The sequence below is a fragment of the Natronocalculus amylovorans genome, assembly GCF_023638035.1.
Lineage (GTDB): Archaea > Halobacteriota > Halobacteria > Halobacteriales > Haloferacaceae > Natronocalculus > Natronocalculus amylovorans.
Genome location: NZ_JAKRVX010000002.1, coordinates 278,698 through 296,569, shown reverse-complemented (window position 1 = coordinate 296,569; position 17,872 = coordinate 278,698). Strand labels below are relative to the sequence as shown.

20 protein-coding genes and 1 tRNA gene are annotated in these 17,872 nt (G+C 51.2%); 14 read left to right on the top strand and 7 right to left on the bottom strand.

All coding sequences use genetic code 11. The features are described 5' to 3' along the window. Positions 1–2 precede the first annotated feature (2 nt). Positions 3–590 carry a dTMP kinase gene (gene tmk, locus AArcSt2_RS05880; protein ID WP_250583415.1) on the top strand — a complete coding sequence of 196 codons (588 nt, stop codon included), beginning with the start codon at positions 3–5 and terminating at the stop codon, positions 588–590. A 15-nt stretch (positions 591–605) separates the two neighbouring features. Here the strand turns inward: tmk and AArcSt2_RS05875 are convergent, their stop codons facing one another. Then, positions 606–923, bottom strand: coding sequence for a DUF7991 family protein (locus AArcSt2_RS05875; protein ID WP_174651957.1), 318 nt, complete (start codon positions 921–923; stop codon positions 606–608). Between the two features lie 94 nt (positions 924–1,017). Here AArcSt2_RS05875 and AArcSt2_RS05870 point away from each other — a divergent pair, with 94 nt between their 5' ends. After that, the gene (locus tag AArcSt2_RS05870; RefSeq protein ID WP_174651956.1) at positions 1,018–2,067 is read left to right on the top strand and encodes a thiamine pyrophosphate-dependent enzyme; all 1,050 of its coding nucleotides are present in this window, start codon (positions 1,018–1,020) and stop codon (positions 2,065–2,067) included. On the opposite strand, the gene AArcSt2_RS05865 is transcribed toward AArcSt2_RS05870, so the two are convergent. Beyond that, positions 2,068–2,301, bottom strand: a complete 234-nt coding sequence (locus tag AArcSt2_RS05865) for an Lrp/AsnC ligand binding domain-containing protein (RefSeq protein ID WP_174651955.1) — start codon at positions 2,299–2,301, stop codon at positions 2,068–2,070. It abuts the gene before it with no gap. A gap of 99 nt (positions 2,302–2,400) precedes the next feature. Between AArcSt2_RS05865 and AArcSt2_RS05860 the strand changes: the two genes are divergently transcribed. Together AArcSt2_RS05860 and AArcSt2_RS05855 are read left to right on the top strand one after the other, a co-directional pair. Further along, entirely contained in the window at positions 2,401–3,087 is a 687-nt protein-coding gene (locus AArcSt2_RS05860) for a potassium channel family protein (RefSeq protein ID WP_250583414.1), read from the top strand. A gap of 1 nt (position 3,088) precedes the next feature. Next, complete coding sequence (locus AArcSt2_RS05855) at positions 3,089–3,322, top strand: Lrp/AsnC family transcriptional regulator (RefSeq protein WP_250583413.1); 234 nt, start codon at positions 3,089–3,091, stop codon at positions 3,320–3,322. A 10-nt stretch (positions 3,323–3,332) separates the two neighbouring features. Here AArcSt2_RS05855 and AArcSt2_RS05850 read toward each other — a convergent pair whose 3' ends face one another. Next, positions 3,333–3,824: a DUF5813 family protein gene (locus tag AArcSt2_RS05850; protein ID WP_250583412.1), complete on the bottom strand. Its 492-nt coding sequence runs from the start codon at positions 3,822–3,824 to the stop codon at positions 3,333–3,335. A gap of 117 nt (positions 3,825–3,941) precedes the next feature. Between AArcSt2_RS05850 and AArcSt2_RS05845 the strand changes: the two genes are divergently transcribed. From AArcSt2_RS05845 to AArcSt2_RS05830, 4 genes are all read left to right on the top strand, one after another. After that, positions 3,942–5,210 (top strand): carboxylate--amine ligase, encoded by a 1,269-nt coding sequence (locus AArcSt2_RS05845; protein WP_250583411.1) that lies wholly within the window; start codon positions 3,942–3,944, stop codon positions 5,208–5,210. 2 nt (positions 5,211–5,212) lie between these two features. Continuing rightward, entirely contained in the window at positions 5,213–6,397 is a 1,185-nt protein-coding gene (locus tag AArcSt2_RS05840) for a DUF418 domain-containing protein (RefSeq protein WP_250583410.1), read from the top strand. 72 nt (positions 6,398–6,469) lie between these two features. Beyond that, positions 6,470–7,831, top strand: a complete 1,362-nt coding sequence (locus AArcSt2_RS05835) for an LLM class flavin-dependent oxidoreductase (RefSeq protein ID WP_250583409.1) — start codon at positions 6,470–6,472, stop codon at positions 7,829–7,831. 301 nt (positions 7,832–8,132) lie between these two features. Next, on the top strand, positions 8,133–8,852 hold the full coding sequence (locus AArcSt2_RS05830; RefSeq protein ID WP_250583408.1) for a M48 family metallopeptidase: 720 nt from the start codon (positions 8,133–8,135) through the stop codon (positions 8,850–8,852). A gap of 44 nt (positions 8,853–8,896) precedes the next feature. Here AArcSt2_RS05830 and AArcSt2_RS05825 read toward each other — a convergent pair. Further along, a tRNA-Leu gene (locus tag AArcSt2_RS05825) sits at positions 8,897–8,981 on the bottom strand. A gap of 269 nt (positions 8,982–9,250) precedes the next feature. On the opposite strand from AArcSt2_RS05825, the gene AArcSt2_RS05820 reads away from it, so the two are divergent. From AArcSt2_RS05820 to AArcSt2_RS05795, 6 genes are all read left to right on the top strand, one after another. After that, entirely contained in the window at positions 9,251–10,912 is a 1,662-nt protein-coding gene (locus AArcSt2_RS05820; RefSeq protein WP_250583407.1) for an ABC transporter substrate-binding protein, read from the top strand. A 78-nt stretch (positions 10,913–10,990) separates the two neighbouring features. Then, the gene (locus AArcSt2_RS05815; RefSeq protein ID WP_250583406.1) at positions 10,991–11,971 is read left to right on the top strand and encodes an ABC transporter permease; all 981 of its coding nucleotides are present in this window, start codon (positions 10,991–10,993) and stop codon (positions 11,969–11,971) included. Beyond that, the gene (locus AArcSt2_RS05810; protein ID WP_250583405.1) at positions 11,968–12,909 is read left to right on the top strand and encodes an ABC transporter permease; all 942 of its coding nucleotides are present in this window, start codon (positions 11,968–11,970) and stop codon (positions 12,907–12,909) included. Before AArcSt2_RS05815 ends, AArcSt2_RS05810 begins: the two co-directional genes overlap by 4 nt. Continuing rightward, a complete protein-coding gene (locus AArcSt2_RS05805; protein ID WP_250583404.1) occupies positions 12,906–13,967 on the top strand; it encodes an ABC transporter ATP-binding protein in 1,062 nt (353 codons plus the stop codon). Before AArcSt2_RS05810 ends, AArcSt2_RS05805 begins: the two co-directional genes overlap by 4 nt. Then, positions 13,960–15,264: an ABC transporter ATP-binding protein gene (locus tag AArcSt2_RS05800; protein WP_250583403.1), complete on the top strand. Its 1,305-nt coding sequence runs from the start codon at positions 13,960–13,962 to the stop codon at positions 15,262–15,264. Before AArcSt2_RS05805 ends, AArcSt2_RS05800 begins: the two co-directional genes overlap by 8 nt. A 192-nt stretch (positions 15,265–15,456) precedes the next feature. After that, a complete protein-coding gene (locus AArcSt2_RS05795; RefSeq protein ID WP_250583402.1) occupies positions 15,457–15,684 on the top strand; it encodes a hypothetical protein in 228 nt (75 codons plus the stop codon). 114 nt (positions 15,685–15,798) lie between these two features. Here AArcSt2_RS05795 and AArcSt2_RS05790 read toward each other — a convergent pair whose 3' ends face one another. From AArcSt2_RS05790 to ahbB, 3 genes are read right to left on the bottom strand one after another with little or no spacing between them, the layout of a single operon-like run. Next, a complete protein-coding gene (locus AArcSt2_RS05790; RefSeq protein ID WP_250583401.1) occupies positions 15,799–16,137 on the bottom strand; it encodes a ferredoxin in 339 nt (112 codons plus the stop codon). Positions 16,138–16,195: 58 nt separating this feature from the next. Beyond that, positions 16,196–16,678 carry a GNAT family N-acetyltransferase gene (locus tag AArcSt2_RS05785; protein ID WP_250583400.1) on the bottom strand — a complete coding sequence of 161 codons (483 nt, stop codon included), beginning with the start codon at positions 16,676–16,678 and terminating at the stop codon, positions 16,196–16,198. Positions 16,679–16,683: 5 nt separating this feature from the next. After that, complete coding sequence (gene ahbB / locus AArcSt2_RS05780; RefSeq protein ID WP_250583399.1) at positions 16,684–17,742, bottom strand: siroheme decarboxylase subunit beta; 1,059 nt, start codon at positions 17,740–17,742, stop codon at positions 16,684–16,686. Positions 17,743–17,872: the final 130 nt, after the last annotated feature.

Sequence of the window (17,872 nt, the reverse complement as noted above, 5' to 3'; positions counted from 1 at the left end):
ATATGCTCATCACGCTCGAAGGTCTCGATGGGAGCGGAAAAACAACTGTTTGGGAGGCATTACAGGATACGTACCCGGATGCAGTGTTTACTCGCGAACCGACTGATTCGTGGTACGGTGATGCGGTCTACCGCTCGATCAACAATGATGACGCGGATTCGCTTGCGGAACTATTCCTCTATACCGCAGATCACGCAGACCATCTCTCTCGTGTCGTTCGGCCTGCCTTGGCGGACGATCGAATGGTTATCTCCGATCGGTTCTCCGACTCCCGATTTGCATATCAAGCAGCGACACTCGAAGACAGCGAACTCGTGAGGCCGCTTGAGTATATCCAGGGTATTCATAGAGCATTTTCCCGCGAGCCTGATCTGACGCTCTATCTTGATGTTGATCCAGAGCTTGCCGCCGCACGGAGTGGCTCGACAAATAAGTTCGAACAGGTTGCATATCTCTCGAAGGTCCAAGAAAACTATGAACGGCTACTCAAAGCAAACCCTGATCGATTCGTTCGTGTCGACACGACAGAACCTCCAGAGGTCGTTCTCGATCGTGTCGAAGCAACGATTGCACGGTTTGTAAACGCATAATCGTTCCAGCGACATTCAGGCCTTTTCTGGAAGTTCAATTTCATCCGGTGGAGGGATGTAGAGCACATCGATGGTAAATCCAACTGCAAGTGGGAGGCCAATGAGGACACCAGCAGCGACTGACGGAGCCCCAAGATCGACCCCAATTTGGAAGACACCAGTAAATAACAGTGTAGAAATAAGCAGTACAACCGGAATAAAGAACACCGTAAAAAAGATCCATCCCCACGTCGTCTCTAACCGGATTCGGAAAAATCGGGTCATAACCGCGGCAATGACTGTATGGAGTGCGAGCACACCAATGAACAGGATCGCACTAATCACAGAGAGCATACACTATCTACGTGCTGTAGGGTTTTCTTGGTATCGACTGATGTGTGTCACAGGATGTGGAATATTTTATCACGGTTCCTTTCGATGACGTGGCATGCACAGTGTGATTCGTGACGGTAATCGCGATGACCTCCCCTACAGCGAGGAGGAGGCAATTGCGCTCTACCGGGACATGGTTCGAACGCGGCGGTTTGATGAACGGGCACTTGCACTCCAGCGACGCGGCTGGATGAGCGGGTATCCACCGTACCGTGGACAAGAAGCATCACAAGTTGGTGCCGCACATGCGCTCTCTGATGATGACTGGCTCTTTCCAACGTATCGATCGAACGCGCTGCAGATCGCCCGTGGCGTCCCAATGAGCGATATTTTCGCATTTAGACGTGGCCACCCGGAGTACTATTCCGATCACGATATCCCGGTTTTCCCACAAGCGGTGCCAATCGCAACGCAGATTCCACACGCAGCAGGTGCAGGGATGGCACGGAACTATGCGGGGAGTGATGAAGCCATGCTCGTCTGCTTTGGAGATGGGGCAACGAGCGAGGGTGATTTCCACGAGGGACTCAATTTTGCTGGTGTCTTTGACGCACCAGTTGTGTTCTTTTGTGAGAACAACGGGTGGGCAATCTCACTCCCGCGATCGGAGCAGACTGCAAGCAAATCGATCGCAGCAAAAGCCGATGCGTATGGTATCACTGGCGTCCAGGTTGATGGTAATGACCCGCTTGCGGTCAAACAGACCGTCGAAGATTCACTTGCAGCGGCAAAAGATGGGTCACCGGTGCTCGTCGAGAGTCTCACGTACCGGCAGGGAGCACACACAACCGCAGACGACCCGAGTCGATATCGTGATGACGAGCCGGACCTTCCGCAGTGGCGACTGCAAGACCCACTCGATCGATATGAATCATTCTTGGTAGATGAAACTATTCTCACAGAGAAACTCATCGAAGAGATCCGAGCCGAGACAGATCAGGAACTCTCGGAAGAAATTGAGATTGTAGAAGCAATTGAACGGCCATCACCTGACGAGCTGTTTGAGCATCTATACGCCACCCCAACAAGTGAACTTGAACAGAGCCGCCGTGAGCTCAAGAAACATCTTGGGCGGCACGATCCGTATGACCTCGATTTGGCGTAATCAGTCTTCGAGTGAGATGTACGTTTTTGTGTCCGCAACCCCGTCAAAAGATTGAATCTCGCTTGCAGCCGTTTGTAGCACCTCGTAGACGCCTTCAGACTCGACTTCGACGATGATGTCGTAGGCACCCGCGACGATATGCGCTTCCGTCACCGGTGAGAGCTCACGCACGAGCCCAAGAAGGTCGGCAGACGATGCCGCATGTGTCTTGACCATAATGAATGCGTGTACCATGACTTTGATTACCACACCAGCTGGCAAAAGCGTTTGTCTCAGAATCCGAAATGGGTATTGGGGATACAGTTATTCCCTTGTGTGTGTATAGCATAGCACATGAAGTTCATAGTCATCGGTGCCGGCCGTGTCGGCCAGCGGACCGCTCGTGTACTCCGGGAAGAAGGCCATGAGGTGACAATTATTGAGCGAGATAGCAGCAAATCAGATGCTGCTCGATCGGATGGATTCACGGTTGTCGAAGGTGATGGCTCTCGAGAGGCTGTACTTGAGGTTGCAGGCGTCGAAGATGCAGATGCAGTCGGTGCGCTTACTGGTGATCTGAACGCAAACTTTGCAGCCTGTCTCATCGCAAAGCATCACGGCTGTCGCACTGTGATGCGTATTGATGAGGACTATCGAGAAGAGATCTACCAGCAGTATGCCGATGAAGTTGATGAGGTAATCTATCCTGAGCGCTTGGGTGCGATCGGTGCAAAAAATGCACTCTTAGGAGGCAGTGTTCGTGCAATCGCAGATATTGCACAGAATATTCAGGTCCTTTTGATCACGATCACAGACGAGTCACCCATGCGTGGCTACACGCTGAGTGAGGTTGCACTACCTGCTGCCTCTCGTATCATCGCCTTCGGTAAATCGGATGGGCCGCTTGGCATCCCGCTTCAGGATGATTCGTTAGAAGCTGGCGATCGAGTTGCAGTGCTTGCGACCTTCTCCGTGTTGGAAGATGTACGACAGCTCCTTGTTGGGGAAGACTCTGCGGCGCCACTGGTTGGAGGGAAGTAACATGACGGTGACTGCCTACATTCTCGTTAAAGCAAATACAGGTGACGCCGATCGGGTCAAAGCAGAGATTCAGACGATCGATGGCGTTGTTGATGCACATATTGTTGCTGGTGATGTTGATTTTATTGTGAAAGTGACTGTCGACTCTCCGGCACGTGTAAAAGATATTGCTGCGGCGGGTATCCAAGGAATTAGCGGAATTGAAGACACCCAGACATATATTGCGATGGGCTAGCAACTGTTAGTCACTCTGCACCGGCAGCATTTCTGGCACGTGAGATGAGCTGTGTTACTGGATCTGTGTACTCATATCCTGGGATGATCCCTTGGACATATGTTCCTTCCACATAATCAATAACCGCCCCCGCGTCGTCTACGCCTCTTCGCTCGTTTATATCTGTAAAGCTTGCAGAAACGGTTGCGTCGACCCCGTCCTCTTCGACGATCGGCTCTAGGTTATGCTCTTTCTTTGTCACGCCATAGATATCCACTACCCGTAGCTCAAATGTTTCATACCATCCCTCTTCGACGATCGGTGCAACCTCATCTTCGGTGACTTGGTTAAGCATCGGAACAGAGACGGTGATCTCAAACTGGATCCGTCCGTTCTCTGCTGGGATCGGTGTCACGACACCGTCGAACGGCGTTGTTACCGACTCATATGCGCCGTCTGGGCGTTTTTCAAACGAGGAATGATCTCTGAACGCGCTGTGAACTCGATCTGGAAGCTCAGTCATTATTCCTCAAAAGGTGTTCGATCGGCAAAAGGCCATTGTCAAGCAACCGGTGTCGTGTATCCCGGCGGCCTCAACCGCTTTTGATGCATTTTTGCTGGTGGAGTCATGAGGTAATCTATGGCAGATTCATTTCTCTCTACGGATGCGTTGATCGACACGCTCTCTGCGCACTCATTTGATCGACCACCGGCGCTTGTGTCAAACGCACACATTACAGGTGTAAGTGTTGCGCGAGCACTGAGTGCCCATGATATTCCGGTCATTGCGCTCGATCGAAACGGCGACGGTGTTGCACCACCATCCAACGCGATTGATTTTGCTGGTGAAGTGACATTCCCACTGACCGACCTCGACGGGTTTCGTACTGATGTCGAAGCGATCGTTGACGCAGCAGGCGGCGAAGCGGTTGCATTTGGCTGTATGGACGAGTGGGTTCACGCCTATGCTGAATCCGAGCCCGAGGGTGTTCACCTCCCATTTGCAGCGTATGAGATCGTCGATCGCGTACTGGATAAATCGTCGCTGTATCGAATTGCTGATGAGTTGGGTGTCCCATACCCGGAAACGTACTGGTTGGATGAAACGGATGTTGATGAGGCTGTTGATGCGTTATCCTTCCCGCTTGTTGTAAAGCCGGCACTCAAGCGCGAATTTGAGGAAGCATTCGGGACAAACGTTGTCGAAGTTACCGATCGCAAAGAGCTGGACTCACTGCTCGCAGAAGCTTCGGGCGCAGATATTGAGGTCCTGCTCCAAGAACGCGTTCCAATTGTACAAGGAAAGGATCGATCGCTCGCATCATACGTTCCACCAGCGACCGAGAATCCAGCAGTTGGGGATGTTGCTGACGCACTTGCGGTTGTTGGAAATGCACGAGTTCGGTATCCACAAGCGTTCGGGACGTCCTGCGTTGTCGATCGGGTCTCGCATCCGGAGATCGAAGCGCGTGCACTTGCGGTCTTAGCGGAAACAGGGTACTACGGCATTAGCGAAGCGGAGTTTGTCTACGATGGTGAGAGAGAAGAGTACGTACTGCTTGATATCAACACCCGACCGTGGAAGTGGATTTCAATGCCGGTTGCAGCTGGTGCAAACCTCCCGCTTGCGGCGTATGCTGATGCGGTTAGTGACGACTCGCTCGCGCCGAGTGAGACACCAATCGAAGAGACACGCTGGGTATACCTCCGGGATTACCTCTCGTTGCTTGCCACAAATGACGCATTCTGGGATGTACTCTCGGATGCACAGTGGCAATCGCTCGTTTCGGGCTCGTTTGAGGATACGGCCGGAGTGACAACCGGCGTGTACAGACCGTCTGACCCTGCACCTGCAGTGAAACTGATCAACACGGAGTTCACCGATCGGGAGTACTACTGCTCCTGTTAGTGATGTCCGCTGAGCAGCCATCGCCCGCGCCAACGGCCCCATCCGATCGGATTATGAGCCTTGATGTTCTTCGTGGGGTTGCACTGCTTGGTATTTTGCTTGTTAATATCTGGGTATTTGCAATGCCCGAAGCCGTCCTGTTGAACCCAACCGTGTACGGCGATTTTACCGGGTGGGACTATTTCTCGTGGCTGGTTACACACATCTTTGTCGAACAGAAAATGATCTCGCTGTTTACGATGCTGTTTGGGGCAGGTGTGTTATTATTTACCACTGGAAAGGAACGTGCTGTTCGGCTGTTCCAGCGAAGAAATGTGTGGCTGCTCATCATTGGGCTTGCACATGCGTACCTGCTGTGGTACGGTGACATTCTGGTTGCATATGCGCTCTGTGGGCTGTTGGTCGTCTATCTTCGACACTGGCCACCGCTGCGGCTGTTCCTCCTTGGAATTGGATTCATCGGGATCATCTCCGTTTCGGAGGTGCTTGTTGCGCTCACTGCTGGTGCAGATATTATCCGTGAGCAATGGGAGCCGGCCACCGCTGTACTTCAATCTGAGGTGCAGACGTATCGATCGGGATGGGTCGAACAGACGGAACACCGTGTACCAACAGCGTTCACCCGACAAACAAGCGGCTTTATCAACTACTCTGCATGGCGCGTTGGTGGGTTGATGTGTATTGGGATGGCGCTGTATAAGAGCGGATTTCTCACAAACGACCGATCGACAAAGACCTACCTTGCGCTTGCAATCGGTGGAAGTGCGATTGGGATCCTCACAACGTCGATCGGCGTCTGGTACATCGCTGCGATGCAGTGGCAAGCTGAATATGCACTGCTGTGGCGACAGTTCAACTACTGGGGGAGCCTTGCGCTCGCAGGAGGCTATATTGGAATCGTGATGCTCTGGTGTCGGCTGTGGGCAACAGGTGTTGTATCCCAATCGTTGGCTGCGGTTGGACGGCTTGCGTTGACAAACTATCTACTGCAAAGTGTGCTTGCAACGTTCGTCTTCTACGGACACGGACTTGGTCTATTTGGGCAGCTGTCGCGGATTGAGATGGTTGGGGTTGTTCTCGCTATCTGGGCGATACAGATCCCGGTTTCCGTTCTTTGGCTGCGATACTTCCGGTACGGACCGGTTGAGTGGATTTGGCGATCGCTGACGTATGGGCAGCGGCCCTAAACCTGGACGGAGATTTCGGCCAATATGGAGTAGATGCCAACACTGTTAGGTAGCTCATACATATGATCATCAATGAGTGACTATCTACATCTCAACCTGTTCACGATGAACTCGGTTGAACACGTCTCGATCGGCTCGTGGCGCTACCCAGGCGATCAATCACATCGCTATCGCGATCGATCGTACTGGACGGAAGTCGCACGAACCGCAGAACGCGGCGGGTTTGATGCCGTCTTTTTTGCTGATGTCCGTGGGATATATGACGTGTATGGTGGAGACCATTCGACAGCGATCGAAAAAGCGATCCAGACACCGTCCAACGATCCTGCATACCTCGTTCCTGCAATGGCTGAGGTAACCGACAATCTTGGATTCGCAATCACCAAATCAACTACGTACACACACCCATACCAGCTTGCCAGAGAGCTATCTACGCTTGACCATCTCACCGATGGCCGGATTGCGTTCAATATTGTCACCTCGTATCTCGAATCCGCAGCCGCAAATCTCGGCCTGGACGGCCGCATGGATAAACAAACCCGGTATGATCGAGCAGACGAGTTCATGGACGTTTGTTACGCGCTCTGGGAGCACTCATGGGATGATGATGCGGTCCGTCGGGATCCAGACGCAGGCATTTACACGGATCCAAGCAAAGTACAATCGATCGACTTTGCGGGTGAGTTCTTTTCAGTACCTGGGCCACATGGATGTGAGCCATCACCGCAACGAACGCCTGTTTTGTATCAGGCTGGCTCCTCCGACCGCGGCCGTGACTTTGCCGCCAAGAATGCAGAGGCGGTCTTCGTAAGCCAACCAACGGAGCGCGGTGTTCGTGACTACATGGACGATATGCGTGACCGGGTGGCAAAATTCGGTCGCGACCCGGGTTCGATTGCGTTCTTCCCTGGAATTGTTCCGATCGTCGGTGAGACCGAAGAAATCGCACAGGCGAAGTATGAATCATACAAAGCCCAAATTGATGTTGACGGCACGCTCGCGCTACTTTCGGGATTTATTGACATGGATCTGTCTGCGCTAGACCCTGACCAGAAGATCGAACACATCGAAACGGATGCAATCCAAGGCACGATGAACGCATTCACGAAATCCGATCCGGACAAAGAGTGGACCGTTCGTGAGGTTGCACAGTTCTCTGGACTTGGCTCAACTTCTCCGATCATTGTTGGCACGCCAGACACGATTGCGGATGAATTCGAACACTGGTTCACAGAAGTCGGAATTGACGGATTCAATATTAAGGAGGTTGTTCGGCCGGACAGTCTGACTGATTTCGTTGATCTGGTTGTCCCTGAACTTCGATCGCGGGGACTTGTTCGAGAGGCCTACAAAGGGTCTACGCTTCGAGAATCCATATTTGGTGCTGGAAACGCTCGATTGCGGTCTGATCACCCTGCTAACCAACCCCTCTAACCCATTTATTTATTATTATTGTCATAATCTACCCGGCATATTTAAGTTACTACACTCGGTTGTATCATATGACGCTTCGCTTGGAGGGCCGAAGCGTCAGCGGGGACCAATGGGCTGTTTGCCTACGCGACCCACCATTTCTCTCGCGTGGGCAAACGGCCTTTTTTCCTACACAACGATCTGCTTAGTTTGAGTGATACTCCTGAGCGTGTAAAAATAATTATCATTTTATTGTCTATTGTTTATTTTTACTACCGGACCGAACCTCGTATTGGCTAGCCAACATATTTACGCTGTATTCATGACTGGACTGCAAATACTACTTCTTGACACACCAATCGACTACACTGTCCGCGAGAGCGCCCGTGCCAAACACGCCCAGATTCGTGTTGATCTTCGCGGAGTTGTGGTTATACTTCCGCTGGACAGCACAAGAGATCCAGAGGCAGTTCTGCGGGCAAACGCAGCATGGGTGCTGGAAAAAGACGCTCATTTCAGTCAACTTTCCACACGCCTTCCCGATCGAATATTCAAGTGTGGTGCAACGTTACCGTATCGGGGAATACCACATACGATTATCATCGAGACACGATCGTACTCGGTCGTTGATCCCGCAAGACGTGAACTCAGGCTTGCAGCCCACCATGTCAACCACACAAGCGTCAAGCGAGCAGTTGAGACGCTGTACCGACGAACTGCTCGAAATACGTTTGAAACCCATGCAACTGAGATTGCTGCGGAGATGGGTGTTCAATATCGTCGACTCGAAGTTCGGAATCAACGTACAAAGTGGGGTAGCTGCTCATCGACCGGGACGATCTCACTTAATTGGCGACTGATCATGGCACCACCAGCGGTGCTTCGCTACGTGGTCGTCCACGAACTATCACACCGTCTAGAAGCAAATCACAGCGATCGGTTCTGGTTTATTGTTGAACGGCATGACACTGACTATGTTGAGCATAACCAATGGCTCAGCGAAAACAGCCACAAACTCATCTTCACTCGTGAGGATTGCTGAGAAACGAGCCGTCGAATAAGCCTCAACGTGTTTGTCCGTCTGTATGCGAGGGATGGGATTCGAACCCATGGACCCCTACGGGAGCGGGTCTTAAGCCCGCCGCTTTTGACCTAGCTCAGCCACCCTCGCTCAAATTATATAAATCAAGCACCCTTCAAACCAATTTCGTTTTCGAGGGAGGTTTTCTCCCGAAATAAAACAGTTTATAAATGTTCTGTAAATGGGTGTTTTTGTAAGTATAAGTTTCATAAGTTATCTCATAAACGCACATATATTTTGTATTTGGCTTAACATCTGGTCAGGTTATCTGGGTATGTATGCGTATAGATAATATTTCACATGACAAATAAAACCGTGCTATCGGAAAGCATAAATACCCCAAACTTTGTCCTGTTTATATGGCGTTTCGTAAAAAAAATAGACGTGAATTTATTCGGGCAGCAGGGGCAACCGGGCTTGCGATCGGTGTTGCAGGTTGTTCGAGCAATGGTGACGGAAACGGAAACGGTGTTTCTGGTGCAGAAGAACTCGGTGAACAGATTAGAGAACTCAACTTTGTGGTTCCGACCTCCGGTGTGAATCAGTTCCGTAACGAACTGGCTAACATGGTCGCCGCCAACTGGCGGGAGATCGGTATCGACGTTGATTTTGAAGAACTTGATTTCAGCGCACACGTCGATAAGGCAGTTGTTCAGCAGGATTTCGATGCATCGCTGCTTGGATGGGGTGGCACACCAGAACGGATTGATCCACACACATTCATTTATGATATGCACCACTCGGACAATATGGGCGAGGGTGGACGAAATACACCGGGCTATTCAAACCCGGAGTATGATGAACTTGCAGAATTGCAAGTAACGCAGCCAGATGAAGAAGAGCGCCAGCAGACAGTCTACGAGGCACAAGAAATCATCGCACGCGACCAGCCACGTGCATACATCGCAAATGAGGGTGGTATTCATCCATATGCAAGTGGGCGTATTACTGGTATTGAGCCAACGCTCGGCGAGGGTCTCAACTCCTTTTGGAACATGATCTCCGTTGAGCCACTTGAGGGTGATACTGTCACTATGGGATACCCATCGGAGATTATTTCGCTGAACCCGATGCAGGACTTGGCAACACCTGACCGCCAATTTGTTCGCCTTATCTACGACCAGCTCTTCCGTATTGGGACAGATGGTCTTCCGACGCCATGGGCTGCAGCAGATGAGCCAGAAATCGAAGACGGCGGCCGAACCTACACCGTCGAAATCCGTGACGGTATGACGTTCCACGATGGCGAAGACCTCACGATTGACGATGTTGAGTTCACATACAACCTCTACGCGGACTCACCAACCTACGGCTCGCTTGTCGATGTTATCGGCGAGATCGAAACCTCCGGCAACGAGATCACGTTCCATCTCGAGGAAGAGTACGCGCCGTTCGTTGCAAATGTCCTCGGACAGGTCTACCTCTTCCCAGAGCACATCTGGGGCGACGTTGAGCCTGAAGAGCTTTCGGACTTTGAAGATGAAAACTGGGTTGGCAGCGGTCCATTCATGTTCGAAGACTGGGAACGACAGTCAGAACTGCAACTCCGCGCGTTCGATGACCACTTCAACCCACCAAATACGGAGCGATTTATCCGTATTCCGGGTTCGGATGTCGCTCAACAGTTTGGTGCACTTGAATCCGGCAGTATTGATTTCATTGGTGCAATTCCACAGCCAACCGCACTCGCACGCATTGACGAAGACGATGACCTCGATGGTGCAGACTTCGAAGATATTGGCTACGTGAAGATTGCATACAACATGCGCCGTGAACCGTTTGATAACGTCAACTTCCGTCGTGCACTCTCCTACTGTGTTCCAAAAACAGAGTACGTTGATTTCGTCCGCGATGGGATGGGAACTGTAACCCACTCGACAATCTCGGAACACAACGAGTTCTGGCATAACCCAGACGTCGAAGAGTTCGATGAGGATCTGGATGCAGCACGTGCGGAGCTCGAAGAAGGTGGCTTTGGCTGGGACGACGACGGTGCGCTTCATTTCGGCGCTGATCAGTAAGCATAGCGAACCAACTTTCATGCATTTATTACAAGGAAACAACATGAACGAGACAGTGGCTGCTCAAGGAGGTGACCAATGGGATTAAGAGAGTATGTTATCCGGCGCCTTCTCCAACTTGTGGTCACGTTTTGGGCGTTCTTTACGCTGCTTTTTGTCCTGTTCCGACTGGTCCCTGGTGACCCAACAAGTATGTTCATTCTTGATGGGATGACGCCAGAGCAGCGCGAACAGCGAATTGCAGAGCTTGGATTGGATCAACCACTTCACGTACAGTATGTTGAGTATATTTCACAACTCCTTACGGGCGACTTCGGACAGTCATTTATCTACCGTGAGCCAGTGATCGACATCATCATCGTTCGGTTTATGAACACGATCGTACTGATGGGTACTGCGCTGTTCTTTGCGTACCTTATTGGTCTCACCTTTGGTGCCCTCATGGGCTGGTGGCGTGGCTCGAAGTTCGAACGTGGTGGCATTGTTGTCACACTCGCCGCACGATCGTCCCCAGAGTTTTGGGTCGGGATTGTACTGCTTTCGGTGTTTGTGTTCTGGCTTGGGTGGTTCCCATCCGGCGGAATGCGAACAACTGGCGGCGAACTTGGCGGTGGCTTCCTTGCTAGATATGGCTCAACAGATTTCCTCCGACATCTGTTCTTACCGGCACTGACTGGTGCGATCGTCTTTATGGCGACCCCAACACTGCTGATGCGGAATACGATGTTGGATGTCCTTAATGCAGACTTCATTGAAATCAAAAAAGCAGAGGGACTTCCAGAACGGACGGTGCTGTACCGACACGCCGCGCGTAACTCTGTCCTGCCGATCGTTACGGTCATGGCAATCGCAACTGGCGCTGCAATGGGTGGCTCTGTTGTGATTGAAACCGTGTTCAATTGGCCAGGAATGGGCAGAGAGATGGTTAGAGCAGTAAACAGCAATGACTACCCAGTCGCGATGGCGGCGTTCTTCCTCATGGGATCTGTTGTGATCATCATGAACTTCCTTGCAGACTTGGCGTATGTCTATCTTGACCCACGGGTGGAATACGAATGAGCACTGAAACAAACTCTCCAGTAACCCGTCTCTTTGATGGCGTCGCAAACAGCGCCCGCTTTATCCGAGACAAATTTGAAGCATTTGAGGGTGATCGACTTGGACAGATCGGACTCGTAATCCTTGCAACGTTCATCTTCATTGGAATCTTTGCACGGCCAATCACGATCGACTTCCTTAATATCACTATTCCAGGGCTTGCACCGCATGACCCAACCGCCACGCGAGTTGGTGGGCGGCTTGAACCGCCATCATTGGAGCACCCGCTCGGAACGACTGTACTTGGACGTGATGTGTTCTCACAGCTCATTGCTGGAACGCGTGTCACACTTCTCGTTGGGAGTCTGGCTGCGTTCATGGCAGTATTCATTGGGACGAATATCGGCCTTGTGAGTGCGTACTTCGGCGGCTGGGTGGACGATGTACTCATGCGAATTACAGACATTGTCTACGCAGTTCCGTTCCTTCCGTTTGCGATCGTGTTGGTCGCAATTCTCGGCAGCAGTATTGTTAATATCATTGTTGCGATCGTCCTCGTCTTGTGGCGATCGACCGCACGTGTGATCCGGTCACAAGTACTGAGTCACAAACAACGCCCGTACGTTGAAAGTGCTGAGGCGATCGGTGCAAGCCACGTTCGGATCATGTACCTTCACATCTTGCCGAACGTGCTCCCGCTTGCATTCTTGTACGCTGCGTTCGCGGTTGGATGGGCAGTGATTGCAGAAGCAAGCCTCTCGTTCCTTGGCTTCGGTGACCCGACAATGCTCTCGTGGGGAGAGATGATTTTCAACGTCTACACTGCAGACGCAATCCGCGTTGCATGGTGGTGGGTATTCCCACCTGGCATCGCAATTATGCTATTTGTGATGTCGGTGTTCTTCATCGGCCGGACGCTCGAAAAAGTGGTTAACCCAGAACTGAGGCATCAAGAATGAGTTTGCTCGAAATTACAGATTTGAAAACGTACTACCGCGCCAGTGATGGGTGGGTACGTGCAACTGATGGCGTATCGCTCTCCGTTGACCGAGGCGAGACCGTCGGCTTGGTTGGAGAGAGTGGGAGTGGTAAAACGACGCTCGCAAAATCGATTATCCGACTCTTCCCAAAAAATGCGGAGATTGTTGATGGTTCGATCAACTATGATGGAACTGAAATCACCGAACTAACTGACAGACAACTGCGAAAGCAGATCCGCTGGTCCGAGATCTCGATGATCCCACAGAACGCAATGAATGGATTTGACCCAGTGTACACCGTTGGGAGTCAAATCGTTGAAGTAATCCGGTACCACGAGGACGACACCTCGAAAAAAGAGGCACGAAAGCGGGCAAGAGAGCTCTTTAATGAGCTTGGTATTGACCCCGATCGGATCGACGACTACCCACACCAGTTCTCCGGCGGGATGGCTCAACGTGCAATGATTGCACTCGCACTCTGTTTGAGTCCGAATATCATTCTTGCTGATGAGCCGACAACAGCACTTGATGTTGTGATCCAAGATCGGATTCTGGAGACGATCAAAGAGAAGCAGCGTGAGATCGACAGCGCGATGATCATGATCACGCACGATATGTCGGTTGTTTCAGAAACCTGTGATCGAATCGCCGTTGTCTACGGTGGGCGTGTGGTTGAAATTGCAGATGCAGAGACGATTATGATGAGCCCACGACATCCGTACACGCTTGGACTCCGAAATGCGTTCCCAGACATCAGCGATGAAGACAAAGACCTCATTTCGATTCCAGGAACGCCACCTGACTTAGTTGATCCAGACGAAGGCTGCCGATTTGCCCCTCGATGTCCATTTGCAACAGAGGAGTGCTGGGAAGTTACTCCAGAGGCAGAGGACTACGGTGATGGCCATATGGTCGAATGCCATAGGGCAGATGAGATTGAGTATCTGCAAGAAGAGGCAGCAAAGAAGGAGACATGGATGGAACAAGAGATTGGCCGGCCAGATGAGACGCCTCCGGAGGTGACAAGCGATGACTAGTGCAGACGCAACACAATCACAGCGAGAGCTTGATGATGCGTACAACTACAAATTAGAAGTCAAGGGGCTTGAGAAACACTTCCCAATCAACACTGGTCTCGTCTCTCGTATCATCCGTGGAGAAAGTGACAAGGCAGTCCATGCTGTTGACGGTGTTTCGCTCGGAATTCGAAAGGGTGAAGCGTTTGGACTAGCCGGTGAATCTGGGTGTGGAAAAACCACGCTTGGAAAGACTGCGATCCGACTACACGATCCAACTGGTGGAAACATTTACTTTGACGGGAAAGATATCACGGATGTTACTGGTGAGGAGCTAAACGCCTTCCGTCGTGAGGCCCAGATCATCCACCAAGACCCGTATCAATCAATTAACCCACGGTTTACTGTATATAAATGGGTCCGTGAGCCGCTAGATGTTCACGGTATCGGAACGGAAGAAGAGCGGGATGCCCGTGTGTATGAGACGATCGAACAGGCTGGACTCCGTCCAGCAGAAGCATACGCACACGAATACCCCGGCGAACTCTCAGGTGGTGAGCGCCAGCGTGTCGGTATTGCCCGTGCACTCGCGCTCAAACCATCCTTCCTGCTTGCAGACGAACCGGCAAGTATGCTCGATGTGTCGATCCGTGCAAGCATTCTTGATCTCTTCAAGCGGTTGCAGTCCGAGCTTGGACTGACCGCAGTGTACATCAGTCACGACCTCTCGTTGCTGAAGCATATGTGTGATCGAATCGGAATTATGTACCTTGGTGAGATGGTCGAGGTCGGACCTGCGGATGAGATTATCAATAATCCGCAACATCCGTACACACAGGCACTTGTTTCGTCGGTCCCACGGATTAATCCGACAGAGACACGTGAGCGAATCGAACTTGTTGGGGAAGTGCCGGATCCGATCGATGTTCCGAGTGGCTGTCGGTTCCACCCTCGCTGTCCAAAGCTTGTCCAACCCGAGGGCTTCTCGTTTAATCAGAACACATGGCGATCGATCTCGAATTTCAGACGTGATCTGTTAGAAGATGATATCTCGCTTGTTTCCGAGACTGATGAGACGCCGGCGACGATCAGAGATACGTACAATATCCCTGCGGAGCTCTCCGATCGAGATGCGGAGAAACTCCTCTCAGATGCGCTTATTGCGGTGCTTGACGGCGACACCGACGAGGCAAAATCGAATCTTGAAACCGCATTTGCGTCCCCATGTGAGCGTCCACCGATCGAGATGCACCAAGTGACTGAGACACAAGAAGCAAAATGTGTGCTGTATAACGAGGCCAAAGCAGGCCAACCATAGTACATCGCCGCTGCTGAATAGACATTTTTTATTTGAAGTTCTGTTAAATCCCTCAACTCTGACAAGCGCTGTGCGCTGAATAGCGCGCGCGAATATACAAGTAGAGCTAAGTTCCAAATGTAGTATTATAAAAAAACTATTTACTAATAACGAACCAACAACATTTTCAATTCATTGATGAAATTCTAAATCATGGTTCCCCTTGGATTTGGAACTCCTCTCGGTTTTGAACTGTTGATTTTAATCAGCTTGATCGTGCTGATCGTACCTTTTGTACTTGCCTATTGGGTGTATAATGACGCTCAGACGCGTGGTAACGACAACGCTGCCCTGTGGGCTCTTGTCGTTGGCGCGCTTACTTTTCTAACGTTTTTTGGCGGGATACTCGCACTCGTCGTCTACATCTGGGATCGTGACTAGATACTATTTTGCCCATATCTCAGCTCCCCCCACCAACCAGTCGCAGCGAGTGTAGAACTCAATCTGAAGGTGTCACAGTGCAGCTTTTGTGCTATATTTAGACTCTTTTTACTGCTACCAATCGACACTGAGCGTCCCGTCTCCATGTGGATCGGGTGCGATCTCCTTGTCAGTTCGTCGATCGACGATGTGGATGATTCCGTCACCCTTCTTTGCGGGACATAGCTCTGCGGCCCTCACGTTTTCCTCAAGCTCTGATTCGCTAATAAAGTACGATCGTGGCTTTGCCAGCCCCGTTTCGATATCTAGCTCCCAGTTTTTTGTTGCCTCTGCGCATCGACCTGCGCCGAAACATTTGTTTGCTTCAAAAATAATCTTATATGGTTTTTCGTCGATCGGTGGGGCGTCCGCCGAACCAATCTCGCTTGGCTTTGTTGGACGATCGTCGCTCATTGTTTCCTATAGGTAACGCCGGCTTTTTCATGTATCGGTCTTGGTCTCATGACGACAGTTATGTCTCAGCCTCGATCGGCTTTTGCATTTTTATATGGTCAATTCCATCTTCCACAAAGACGTCGCTCACGGTTTCATATCCAAGCCGTTCATAGAACGCCGCCGCATGTGTCTGTCCATGCAGTACGATCTGGCTGTGTCCTGCATCGATTGCCACTGCTTCGGCTGCCTTCATAAGCTCTGTTCCCCATCCATCACTGCGAGCAGTTTTGAGCACTGCAACACGTTCCACTTTTCCAGCCGGTGAGCCCTCGTGTTCGATCGGCCGAAGCCGTGCAGTACCAACTGCAGTGCCATCTGCATACGCAATAAAGTGTGTTACGGATGGATCGTTGTCGTGCGCATCATACTCATCCTCCCGTGGGACTCCCTGTTCGTCAATAAATACCGCCTCCCGGATCGAAAATGCTGCCCCGCGCTCACGGTTTGTACCAACGACAAAGACGCCATGAACAGGACCCTGCTCCATGTGTTCGTCCATACCGGTTACTGGTGGGTTGTTTGTGAACTCTGAGCAACAAGCGAGTCGTACTGTGCGCCAGTTTGTTTTAGCGTTTCCGTTGAGTAGAGCCGCTCATGCTCGAACGGAAGATACTCCGACGCTAACTCGTCAATCTTTGCATCAACTGCTTCTGCCTCTCGGCCGTGGATCATGGTGAACATATTGTATTCCCACCCCAGCGCTGGCCGTCGCGGGCGGTGATAACAGAGCGTCACATATGGAAGGCTTCCAACGATTTCCCCACACTCGTCGAGCTTTTCGTCAGGAACGTTCCAGACAACCATACAGTTGTTGTGAAAGCCAGTCACAACGTGGTTAACAACACAGCCAATTCGCTTGATACAGCCATCTTCCAGGAGCCGTTCGATCGCCGTAATCACAGCAGAGACGTCCGCTCCGATCGAATCTGCGACATCCTGATATGGTGTTTTAGAAAGCGGGAATCCATCTTGAATTTCTATGAGTAGGTCCGCTTCCAACGCAGTGAGATCTCCCGTTGCCTCCTCTGAAATTCGTGTCGCATCTACGGTTGTCGATTCAACACTCTCTCTGGCAAACCGGTCGTCATTGACAACCGGAAACTCCAGATCAATATAGTAGTCGGTCAGCATTGGGAGGTTCAATACTGTACAGCCGGTTTCTGTTTCAATCTCAGAGAGGATCTCATCTCGTCGATCTCGTGAGCCTGCGGTCACCACAAACCACATATTCCACTCGTGTTCGCGTCGATAGTTGTGGTTTATCTGCCGATAGTTGTTTATAAACTCCGCAATCTCATCAAACCGGTCTTCAGGTGCCTTGACCGCAGCAAGCGTTGAACTTCCAATAACGGGTGGATTCAACACTGCACCGAACCGTCGGAAGACACCCATCTCACGAAGAACGGTCACTCGGTTCAACGCCTCATCTTCAGAGATTCCGAGCTCTTTGCCGAGGCGTCGAAATGGATGTGGTTCGATTGGAAACCCGCTTTGATACTCATCAATCAGCTTTGCATCGATGTCATCGATCGACTCGCGCCACTCCCCAGAAAGCGCACTCATTATTGAGTGTACGGCTTCAAGATATCTACTGTTTTCGGGTTCGATACTGTATGTGAAAAGCTACCATCCAGTGAGACTGTCGTCGAATCCGTCGGCTCCGTAGGGTTTTGCTGCTCTCCGTGGACAGGTG